Raw genomic sequence first — 10643 nt, forward strand, 5'->3', positions numbered from 1 at the left:
TTAGCCCAACTTAATGTTATTGATACCGACAAATCGGTCATAGATCCAATACAACAATATAATCACACCTAGCATCAAGCTACTTAATGCCGCTGCTAGCTCCCAGTTATTCGAGGACTGCATGTGAAAGGCGATAATGTTACTAATCATTTGGCCATCGGTTCCGCCCACTAATGCAGGTGTAATGTAATAACCAATAGAGATAATAAATACCAATAAAGCACCGGCGCTTAAGCCTGGTAACGTCATTGGAAAGTAAATTTTGAAGAAAGCTGGCATTGGCTTTGAACCCAATGACAATGCAGCACGAAAGTAACTTGGATCAATACTTTTCATAACACTGTAAAGTGGCAACACCATAAACGGTAATAAAATATGGGTCATGGAAATAATCGTTGCAAATTCGGTATACAGCATTTCTATCGGTTGATTAATTATCCCTAAAAACTGCAAGGTAGAATTAATCACCCCATTGGTCTGCAACAGTGCAATCCAAGATGTTGTACGTACCAGTAATGAAGTCCAAAAAGGCAGTAAAACAAAAACCAATAAGATGTTAGCTTTTTTCGCACTAGTATTGGCTAAGTAATAAGCGAGAGGAAAAGCCAGTATTGCGGTTAATAACGTAATTAATAACGCTATTCGTAAACTTCTCCAATACAGTTTTAAATAGATTTGTGTATCTCTGGATTCTATTTCACCCATTTGATTACGAGTAAGGTCCGTGGCGGTTAAATAATAACGATCCGTCCAAACACTCCCTTGGGCTTTAATGCCTGACCATAATAATGGGTTATTCCATTTTTTATGTAATGCTAAAAGCTGCTGGCCCTGCCCTTCAGTTAATGCTTCAACGGATAACCGTTTAATTTTACGCGCACTGGATTTAACTAAACTTGAAGATCCGGGAATAACGCGATTGACTTCCTCTGCAAGCTTCCCAGACTCACGACTAATAGCTAACTCGCGTAATTCCAAGCTGAACGTTGTTAATACTTCTGCCGGTGGCATTTTCCCAGAAACGGTTTTCCATTGCTCCATTTGTACCAATGTCTTAGGTATCAACTGAGAGACACTTGGATTATAGACACTGCGGTAAAGCATAGTGGCAATAGGAGCAAGGAATGCCAGCGTCACAAAACATAAAAGTGGTAGCGTGAACGCAAATAACTTTAATTTTTTACGCCTAAGTTGTTTTTGGCTATGGGCTATCTCTTCAATGCTAAGGTGCGCTGACATCGATGACTCCTTGTCTTCAAGTTAAGATATTTAAGTTACTTTATTAACGTCTTGGTTTATTTTAATAACCATTCATTAAATTTTTCACCTAATGATTCGCCGTAATCAGCCCAGAATTCACTAGAGGCTTTCAGCCCTTCATCAAGGTGCGATGATGGCAACATTGGAATAACTTCTTTATCAACGTACTGATAAGAGGATTCACGGGTTGGACCATAAGCAACTAAAGGCATACTAGATAGCGGTTTAGAGCCAGTCGCAAAACGAATAAATTCTTCAGCTACTTTCTTATGTTTAGAGCCTTTTACAATCGCCCATACATCTAGGTCATATAAGTGGCTATCCCAAACCATTTCAAATGGTTTACCTTCACTACGAATAGCATCAAAAATACGTCCATTAGCAACTTGAACCATCACAGCACCACCGTCATTTAATAATTGAGGTGCTTGTGACCATGAGTCATACCAAATGATGTCATCTTTAATAGTCGCTAATTTATCAAGCGCACGTTGTTGACCCTCTTCCGTTTCAAGCATTGTATAAACATCTTCTTTGGCAACGCCATCAGCGATTAATGCCCATTCCATATTAACTTGTGGACGTTTACGTAACGCACGTTTACCCGGGAATTTTTTCGTATCAAATAAATCTGCAACAGTGGTTGGTTGCCCACCTTTAATAGTGTCATGATTGTACGCAAACAGTACAGTCCAAACGATATTACCTACACCACACTCGTTAGCTAAAGCAGCTTCTGAGAAATCCTCTGCTGCTGGAGTACCATCATCACCGTCAGGCAGCGTATCCATTGGGAAAGTTTCTAACAAACCTTCAGAACAAGCTCGCTCTAAGTCGATTACTTCAATATCCATCACATCCCAAAGTACATTACCACTTTCGACTTGTGCTTTTAATTCGGCAATACCACCAGAATAATTTTCAAACAGTATTTCATGGCCTGTTTCTTCCATAAAAGGCTCAATCATATATTTTTGCTGGGTTTCACCATAGGCCCCACCAAACGAGACAGCGGTAAATTTTTCTGCTGCTACATAGGTACTACATGTACCTGCTAACAGAAGTGCTGCTATTTTTTTACAGTTCATATTACTTCCTTATATATCATGATTAAAAATACACTTCATTTTAAATAACAATTACTTATACTGTTATTTAGATGGTTTTTCTAATGCCAAGCCCGCCGTTGCAAACCACGTTAACGTGGCTTTTTCGCCGGGTTTAAAATGTGGTGCTTGATGATCATTAAGCGCTTTAACTAACACTTCCGTCTTATCACCTAACTTGAAGAAATAACGGATAAAATCCCCAACATAGAGCTGAGTAATAAACGTCGCTTTAATGCTGTTATCATTTTCAGAGGCGGGTGTAGCGATAAACAAGTTTTCAGGTCGGATAGTTAAAATACACTCTTGACCTGTTTGTAAATCGTTATTTGAGATAGCACGGATACGTGTCTTATCACCTAGTAGCAATTCAAAATAGTTACCATTAGGTTCAATTACTTTTGCAGGAATATTATTATTTTCACCGATAAAGTCGGCAACAAATGCATTGGCAGGCTCTTCATATAAGGTATCTGGACTTGCACATTGTTGTACAACCCCTTCATTAAAGACTGCAATCCTATCTGACATGGTTAATGCTTCGGTTTGATCATGTGTAACATAAATAGCAGTAAAACCTATTTTTTCATGTAAGCGCTTTATTTCAAATTGCATTTGCTCACGTAGGTTCTTATCCAGCGCCCCTAAAGGCTCATCCATTAACACAATAGAAGGTTCAAAAATTAAAGATCGCGCTAATGCAACACGCTGTTTTTGTCCACCAGATAACTGAGCAGGGTAACGATCCCCAAACTCTTCTAACTCCACCAGCGCCAAAGAGTCTGCGACACGTCGTTTAACTTCGACCTCTGCAATTTTTCGAACATTTAAGGGATAAGCAAGATTTTCTGCCACGGACATATGAGGAAATAACGCATAATGCTGAAACACCATGCCGATATTTCGATTGTAAGGAGCAACATCAGTGATTGGCTCTCCATTAACTAATATTTCCCCACTGGTTACGTCTTCAAAGCCTGCCAACATCATTAGACAAGTTGTTTTACCTGAGCCTGAAGGGCCAAGTAAAGTAACAAACTCACCTTTACGAATATCAAGATTAAACTCTTTAACCACTAAGTTACTTTGGTCATAACTCTTTTTAACTTTTTTGAACTGTACGTATTTATCGCTATCCGTGCTCATATATCCCTCACTGGATGATATTCACTTTAAAAATCCAAATTGTTAATATTTTCAAATTATTTTTTCTGATTTTGCCAATCTATGTTTAATTAGCTTCTCCTAAGCTAAATCAAACCTTTCCATGAAAATAGACTTAACATCTTGTTCTGTTGGTGCCACTTTACAATTCGCTTTGATATTGCCGGTTAACATCGCTTTGGCACTATATTTATCAACATCTGCGATAGATATTTGTTCGCTTTCACCAAGTAGTACATCTAGTAAGTCTCTAAACTCACTTAATTGAGTCATCCCCATAACAGATAAGATCTCAGCAATTAGTGCAGGCTTTTGCTTTTCAACAAACGCCATATAGCCCGGTAACACCAAACCATTGGCACGACCATGATCAATATCTTTAAAATAAGTTAAGGAGTAACCCATTGCATGGCCGGCAGTGGTACCTGTTTGAGCGATAACCATGCCTGCAAGAACAGCACACTGCATTAAGTCATAGCGAGTGCTTTCGTTAATCAGACTAAGATCGTCTTGTTTAATTGCCTCACACATTACAGGGCAACATTTCACAAACAGCTTAATACTTTCTTTGGCTAAAGCGTCGGAAACAACTGAAGAGCGTATACTTAACATGCCTTCAACTGAGTGGGAAAGTGCATCCACCGCGGTGTTCACTGTCGTCGCTATCGGTAAGCCCATCATATATTTAGCATCAACAAAGGCGACTTTAGGGAAAATTAACTCAGATGCAATGCTGGTTTTACTTTCTACTGCATCATTTGTCAGAATTGAATATTGCGTGACTTCAGAGCCTGTGCCAGCAGTGGTAGGAACAGCCACAATAGGCAGGACATCCTGACTATATTGACCATTAAACAGATCTTCTTCTTTTATGTTTTGTTTTGCCAATAATGCCATGGCTTTAGCTGCATCCATTGGCGAACCGCCACCCATAGTAATAATGAAGTCAACGCCATGTTGTTTCGCAAATTCAGAACCTTGGTAGCTACAAGCAATCGTTGGGTTAGCCATCACTTGGTCGAAAATAACATACTCTATTCCTTCTGCTTTCAATGCTTTAATCACATCGTCTTGTGAACCATTCTTTTTAGCAGAAGAACGCCCCGTTACCAACATTGCCTTTGTACCTAAACTTTTAAACACTTCACTATTATTAACAATACAATCTTTTCCAGAAAAGACCTTGGTTGGCATATGGTATTTGTAATTCATTTCTTCTCTCTTTAATTTGCGCTAGTAACATTAATATTGCTTTAAATATAAACAACATAGCAGCTTATCAACAAAAAACTCAATACAAAAACTGTATAACATTCACCTAAAACGCTATCAGTTCTTTTTAATACATTGGTTACTTGGGTATTTACTGTAAGGAAATAAATTTGTTTGATAAATAATAAACTATCAAAGTAAACATACAAATTTATGAAACATTTAAAATAATAGCTTAGCTGAAATTATGTATTCAGTTATCCCCTTCTTTTTACATAAAAACTAATCTTAATAACCAGTTTTTGTGAGTGAAGTAGAAGATGGATGTAAAAAAATACATCTGTTACTATTAAAGCTTATAGCTTCTTATTGCATTCACGGTAAAGCACAATGAAGCGCTACAAAATACTTAGTCTCCTGGGCTGATTAAATAAGCGAATCGATTAAAGTAATGAAAACAGATACGCACTAATGACAACTAAATTGATGATCTCCTGCGAGGAGTGTGGTTTAGTGATCACAGTTCCTGAGCTACATGATGGGCAAAAAGCACATTGTCCAAGATGTGAGCACATGCTCACCCAAAATATAGCTAGGCCAAATCAACGCGCTATTGCATACGCTTCAGCTTGTTTGATAATGCTATTGCTTAGTATTTCTTTTCCCTTTATGTCATTCTCATATCAAGGATTAACACAAGAAATAACCTTGCTTAATGCGGCACAAATGCTCGACCAATATCAAAACTCACTGCTGGCAATATTGCTCCTTACCACGGTAATTATTTTGCCTGCTTTATACATGAGTTTAATGCTATACCTGTATTTTATGGCTGCCCGAAATAAACCCTCAGACAATATTAAAGAAAGCCATATTAAGCATCTCTGTAAATTATTATTTATAATAGAACCATGGCTCATGGTGGATGTTTTCCTGATTGGCGTACTGGTTAGCCTGATAAAAATATCTTCCCTTGCTGATGTCGCACTTGGCTACTCATTTTTTACTTTTTGTATCTATGCGGTATTAGTTGTTAAATGTGTCTCTTTAGCAGATAAAAGCTGGCTCTGGGGACAATTTATCCCAGCTAAAACATTGCCAAGTAACAGCAACCACAATAGCAATAATAATGACACAAACAACAAGGCTATAAGTATTCACCATTCCGATAACTACTTGAGTTGCCATGTTTGTCACCAAATAAACCCAGTAACAACAGAAAACAAAGCGCTCTGCTCACGCTGTGATAGCCCTTTACATCACTTCGATATGGAAGCGAACTTACAAAAAGTATGGGCGTTGCTGATCACGGCAATGATTTTTTATATTCCGGCAAACCTCTACCCTATGATGTATACCGTGAGCCTTGGTACAAGTAGCCCATCAACCATTATGGAGGGCGTTATTCTATTATGGAAACTTGGCTCTTATCCAGTTGCTGCAATCATCTTTATTGCTAGTGTATTTATTCCATTAGTCAAAATGTTTGCCCTGACTTGGCTTTTTATTAGTGCGAAGAAAGTGCGAAATCCCTCTGATAAAGATACAATTCAAAAATTAAAAATATATCGAATAACGGAATTTATTGGTCGCTGGTCAATGATCGATGTCTTTGTTGTTGCCATTTTAGTGGCACTTGTGCAATTACAAAGTCTAATGGCTATCTACCCTGGTCCTGCAGCCCTTTCCTTCGCAGTCGTTGTCATTTTTACCATGCTCTCAGCCATGTTATTTGACTCACGTATGCTTTGGCATCAATCACCAACGTTAATTCGAAAAACGAATGATAAAAGAGATAATACACAATGAGTGAAGAGAATCAGGCAACAGCTAATATTAAGCATCAAAAACGCATTTCAGCTATTTGGATTGTCCCAATTCTGGCACTGTTTATTGGTTTATGGATGCTATTTCAGTTCATTAACTCAAAGGGACCTGAGATCACCATTATCATGCCTACAGCAGAAGGCATCAATATTGGTAAAACAGAAATAAAATCATTAAATGTAAAAGTAGGTATTGTTACCGATATTACACTCAGTGAAGATTACGACCATATTAAATTAACCGCTCAAATGAACAAGGGCACGGAAAGAATGCTTAACGATAAAACCCAGTTTTGGGTTGTTAAGCCACGTATTGGTAGTGAAGGAGTATCGGGTTTAGATACTATTTTGTCAGGTGCTTATATTCAAATCCAACCAGGCGAGTCGAATATTGAGCAACTTGATTTTACTGCATTAGAACTGCCTCCAATCGCCCCACTGAGCAGTAAAGGAGTGCGTGTAGTACTGAGCCACAAAAAAGCAGGCAAACTAAGCATAGGCGATCCGGTAACTTATAATGGTTTTACCGTTGGCCGCGTAGAAAAAACATCCTTTGATCTAAAAGAAAAAAAGGCATCGTACCAGTTATTTATCTTTGAACCCTATGATGATCTATTACTCTCTAACTCGCAATTTTGGTTAACTTCAGGTGTTGATGTAAAGCTAAATGCCGATGGTTTTAATGTTAAAGTTGATTCCCTACAAAGCTTTATTACAGGCGGGGTCACTTTTGGGATTCCAGAAGGAGAGAGCAATGGGCAACAACTGGAAGACAAACTGGTTAAACGCCCTCTTTTCGATAATTACGAGCAAGTAAAAGAAGGACTTTATAAAAAGTATGTGCCATTCATTATGGAGTTTGACGAAAGTATCCGCGGCTTGAAAGCAGGTGCGCCAGTGGAATATCGAGGTATTCGAATTGGTACTGTTTTACAAGCCCCTTACAATGTTACCTTCTCGGAAGAAGATACAAAAGCAGTTAAAATTCAAGTACTTGTTAAAATTGAACTCGGTAGGCTATTTGATCAAGGCAATAATGCATCACTAGACGGCTTCTTAGAGACTTTTGAGGAACACTTTAAGAATGGCTTAAAGGGTAAGTTAAAAAATGGTAATTTACTCACTGGCGCATTATTTATCGATACTGAATTTGATACGCCTAAGGCAGACTTTAAAATGGTTCAACATAATGGCTACAACATATTCCCAACCAAAAAAGGTGAGTTAGCAGTCATTCAAGAGCAAGTCTCTTTATTGTTTAATAAAGTGAATAGTTTACCATTGGATAAGGTTGTCAATTCAATGACACGCTCAATGGATTCTTTAAATAACACACTTGTTTCAGCTGAAGATACATTCATGAAATTAAATGACTTAGTTTCTCAAGAGTCTACACAAACGATTCCATCTGATATCCAAGCAAGCATACAACAACTGCAAAAAACATTGGAAGGCTTTAATCCAGACTCAACAATGTACAATGATTTACAGCAGACATTAGCAAAATTTGAACAGGTAATGCTGGAGCTACAGCCTGTATTAAAACAAATAAATGACAAGCCAAATTCACTGATCTTTGGTGATAGTGAAGTAACTGACCCAACACCCGCTAAGCGAGAAAATTAATGAAAAAATGGTTAATCTTAATAATTGTTTTTATTGCAGGTTGTAGTAGTAACCCAGAACAACAAAGTGGCTTATTCCTGTTACCTGCAGACATAACAACGCCCACTGCTTCCAATACGGCACCAGTACTGATTGTTAAAACAAACTTAGCAGAATACTTAGATCAAGTCGGTTTGGTTTATAGAACATCAGACACTAAAGTGGTGGTTGCTAAACAAAACCGCTGGGCAGAAAAAATATCGGCCCAAATCAATCAAAGCATGATCAGCAAATTACGCGCCAAGCAAACAACTTATTGGCCAGTGCAACTGAATTCAGCTTTGCAATTAAACAATCAACCACAGCTACAAATACGCTTAACTAAGTTTAATGGTGTTTATACAGGAGATGCCGAAGTGAGTGGTGAGTGGCAATTAATTGATGCCAAAGGAGCATTGATTAAAAGTGAGTATTTCACAATAGAAAAGCCACTAAAAGAAACGGGTTATGATCAATTAGTGCTTTCTTTATCGGAAGGTTTAGATGACTTGTCTACGCAAATAGCAACGCAATTGTAACCACCTGTGACTGATTGTAATAAGCTAAATAACTAGCTTATTACAATCTAGTTTATTGGGAGTACCAACCTACTTTTAAATATAGCCCCCAAGTCAATAAACTTAGATATTAATAACAATATTACCCGTAGCACCTGATTCCATCACTGCAACATGCGCTTCGGCACTGTCTGCTAACTGAAAACGCTTAGCAATGATTGGGTTTATTTCGCCTTTTTCTGCACTTGCAAACAAAGCCTGATGAATTTGCTTACGCTGTGCTGGACTAGCATTGAACATTGACATCCCCATGACACAAGCATCTTTAGACATTAAATCACGTGGGTTTATTTCAACTGTGCCTCGACTACCAATCACGACAACTCGACCTTCACTATTTAACAAAGGTAGATCATCACCTAAATTCTGATTAGCAAGCATTTCTAAGATGATATCAACAGGCGCTGCCTGCATCACTTCTTGGTAGTGTTGTTGATCACTATGGTCAACGATAAGGTCTGCTCCTTGCTGTTTTAGGAGCGCTCTACCCTCTTCACTACTTGCGCTAGCAAAGACCTTGCAACCTGCCGCTTTAGCTAATTGAATCGCAGCTAGACCTACGCCACCACTTGCACCATGTACAAATACCGTTTCGCCTGCTTGACAATTTGCACGAATAAATAAAGCACGCCAAGCAGTTGCATAAGGTGTTCCTAAACAAGCGCCTTGTTCAAAACTAATATTATCGGGCAAAGGAAAAACTTGCTCAGGATCTGCTAGCATAATATTCGCACAAGTCCCGGTTTTAGAGCCAGAACAATAAACACGTTGCCCTACTTCAAAGCCAGTTACCTTAGCGCCTAATGCTTCAATGATACCTGCACCATCTTTACCTGGAGTATGTGGGAAATCAGCGCTATAACCGTTTGTACCAGCAGCAATATATGTATCAACTGGATTTACTCCTGCAGCTTTAACTGAAATTAAGATCTCGTCCTCTCCAGCTGTTAATTGTGGAGGTTGGTTTAATTGAAATTGATCGCCATGGTGCTGAATTTGTATCGCTCTCATTACATCATCCTATATTATTAAAATAAAAATAACGCTCCATTAAAAAAGAGCATGAATCTAATCTAAAGCAGGGAACATAAAAAATAAATTAATATCATTGAAGAAGCATACTCCGCTCAAATAAATAATCAAAGCAATGAGTTATCCCTCTTATTAGTAAGCGTCTAGCAAAGCACACCTAGTATCGACTTTCTGATTGTTTAAAAATATCTGCTCAATAATAAATTCGGAGCAGATAATGCAAACTTACAGAACAAGCGCACAGTGGCAACAACTCTTTCAACAACGCAGCCATTTCAGTGGTACTAATGTTGAATTCTGCGAACACCATAATGTCTCTATTACCACTTATTATAAACAGCGCACTTTATTGACTGAGGGCTTGCCTAAAACACCTTTACCAACACAAACGCCAAGACCCACAGCATCGCGCTTTGTCCAGGTAAAACAAACCACTGAAATCAGCGCTCAAACTCACCAAAACAACATACATTTTGATACGCGTACAGGCCAACTTACCCTGCCAGTCGATTTAGCAACAACCGATATTGTGGCTATCGTTAAGGGGCTAGCAGTATGAGGATGTTTGTCGATGTGCCCACCGTTTATTTATGTGCCGATGCCGTCGATTTTCGTAAATCGATTAATGGACTGGCGGCGTTGGTGGAAGCTGAGCTTGAATTACCCGTGTTTAATGGCGCACTATTTGTCTTTTGTAATAAAGGTCGGGATAAACTCAAACTCCTTTATTGGGATAAAACTGGCTTTGCGCTGTGGTATAAGCGACTAGATAAAAATAGGTTCAAATGGCCTAAACTAACGTCCCCAACCATGACCTTAAG

General features: G+C 38.5%; 10 protein-coding genes. 5 read left to right on the forward strand and 5 right to left on the reverse strand.

Annotation, left to right across the window (positions count from 1 at the left end):
* The 4 genes from V6256_RS01405 to V6256_RS01420 all read right to left on the reverse strand — a co-directional run bounded on the left by V6256_RS01405 (position 1) and on the right by V6256_RS01420 (position 4742).
* Entirely contained in the window at positions 1–1239 is a 1239-nt protein-coding gene (locus tag V6256_RS01405; RefSeq protein WP_341596200.1) for an ABC transporter permease, read from the reverse strand.
* A 56-nt stretch (positions 1240–1295) separates the two neighbouring features.
* Positions 1296–2348 carry an ABC transporter substrate-binding protein gene (locus V6256_RS01410; RefSeq protein WP_341596201.1) on the reverse strand — a complete coding sequence of 351 codons (1053 nt, stop codon included), beginning with the start codon at positions 2346–2348 and terminating at the stop codon, positions 1296–1298.
* A gap of 63 nt (positions 2349–2411) precedes the next feature.
* Positions 2412–3512, reverse strand: coding sequence for an ABC transporter ATP-binding protein (locus V6256_RS01415; RefSeq protein ID WP_341596202.1), 1101 nt, complete (start codon positions 3510–3512; stop codon positions 2412–2414).
* Positions 3513–3611: 99 nt separating this feature from the next.
* Positions 3612–4742: an iron-containing alcohol dehydrogenase family protein gene (locus V6256_RS01420; RefSeq protein WP_341596203.1), complete on the reverse strand. Its 1131-nt coding sequence runs from the start codon at positions 4740–4742 to the stop codon at positions 3612–3614.
* A gap of 471 nt (positions 4743–5213) precedes the next feature.
* On the opposite strand from V6256_RS01420, the gene V6256_RS01425 reads away from it, so the two are divergent.
* The 3 genes from V6256_RS01425 to V6256_RS01435 are packed head-to-tail and all read left to right on the forward strand — an operon-like array spanning position 5214 to position 8751.
* Positions 5214–6551, forward strand: a complete 1338-nt coding sequence (locus V6256_RS01425) for a PqiA/YebS family transporter subunit (RefSeq protein ID WP_341596204.1) — start codon at positions 5214–5216, stop codon at positions 6549–6551.
* Positions 6548–8194, forward strand: a complete 1647-nt coding sequence (gene pqiB, locus V6256_RS01430) for an intermembrane transport protein PqiB (protein WP_341596205.1) — start codon at positions 6548–6550, stop codon at positions 8192–8194. Before V6256_RS01425 ends, pqiB begins: the two co-directional genes overlap by 4 nt.
* On the forward strand, positions 8194–8751 hold the full coding sequence (locus V6256_RS01435) for a PqiC family protein (protein ID WP_341596206.1): 558 nt from the start codon (positions 8194–8196) through the stop codon (positions 8749–8751). Before pqiB ends, V6256_RS01435 begins: the two co-directional genes overlap by 1 nt.
* Positions 8752–8853: 102 nt before the next feature.
* Here V6256_RS01435 and V6256_RS01440 read toward each other — a convergent pair whose 3' ends face one another.
* Positions 8854–9801 carry an NADPH:quinone reductase gene (locus V6256_RS01440; protein ID WP_341596207.1) on the reverse strand — a complete coding sequence of 316 codons (948 nt, stop codon included), beginning with the start codon at positions 9799–9801 and terminating at the stop codon, positions 8854–8856.
* Positions 9802–10039: 238 nt separating this feature from the next.
* Here V6256_RS01440 and V6256_RS01445 point away from each other — a divergent pair, with 238 nt between their 5' ends.
* On the forward strand, positions 10040–10381 hold the full coding sequence (locus V6256_RS01445; protein ID WP_341596208.1) for an IS66 family insertion sequence element accessory protein TnpB: 342 nt from the start codon (positions 10040–10042) through the stop codon (positions 10379–10381).
* Positions 10378–10643, forward strand: a 266-nt coding sequence (tnpB, locus tag V6256_RS01450; protein ID WP_341596209.1) for an IS66 family insertion sequence element accessory protein TnpB, incomplete at its 3' end; no start/stop codon positions are given. The genes V6256_RS01445 and tnpB, both read left to right, overlap by 4 nt.

The organism is Psychromonas aquatilis (assembly GCF_038155185.1).
Classification (GTDB): Bacteria; Pseudomonadota; Gammaproteobacteria; order Enterobacterales; family Psychromonadaceae; genus Psychromonas; species Psychromonas aquatilis.

Excerpts from the sequence above, each read along its gene's own strand:
- V6256_RS01410 (WP_341596201.1), bottom strand. The coding sequence starts at position 2,348 with ATGAACTGTAAAAAAATAGCAGCACTTCTGTTAGCAGGTACATGTAGT.
- V6256_RS01445 (WP_341596208.1), top strand. The coding sequence starts at position 10,040 with ATGCAAACTTACAGAACAAGCGCACAGTGGCAACAACTCTTTCAACAA.
- V6256_RS01415 (WP_341596202.1), bottom strand. The coding sequence starts at position 3,512 with ATGAGCACGGATAGCGATAAATACGTACAGTTCAAAAAAGTTAAAAAG.
- V6256_RS01425 (WP_341596204.1), top strand. The coding sequence starts at position 5,214 with ATGACAACTAAATTGATGATCTCCTGCGAGGAGTGTGGTTTAGTGATC.
- pqiB (WP_341596205.1), top strand. The coding sequence starts at position 6,548 with ATGAGTGAAGAGAATCAGGCAACAGCTAATATTAAGCATCAAAAACGC.
- V6256_RS01405 (WP_341596200.1), bottom strand. The coding sequence starts at position 1,239 with ATGTCAGCGCACCTTAGCATTGAAGAGATAGCCCATAGCCAAAAACAA.
- V6256_RS01440 (WP_341596207.1), bottom strand. The coding sequence starts at position 9,801 with ATGAGAGCGATACAAATTCAGCACCATGGCGATCAATTTCAATTAAAC.
- V6256_RS01435 (WP_341596206.1), top strand. The coding sequence starts at position 8,194 with ATGAAAAAATGGTTAATCTTAATAATTGTTTTTATTGCAGGTTGTAGT.
- V6256_RS01420 (WP_341596203.1), bottom strand. The coding sequence starts at position 4,742 with ATGAATTACAAATACCATATGCCAACCAAGGTCTTTTCTGGAAAAGAT.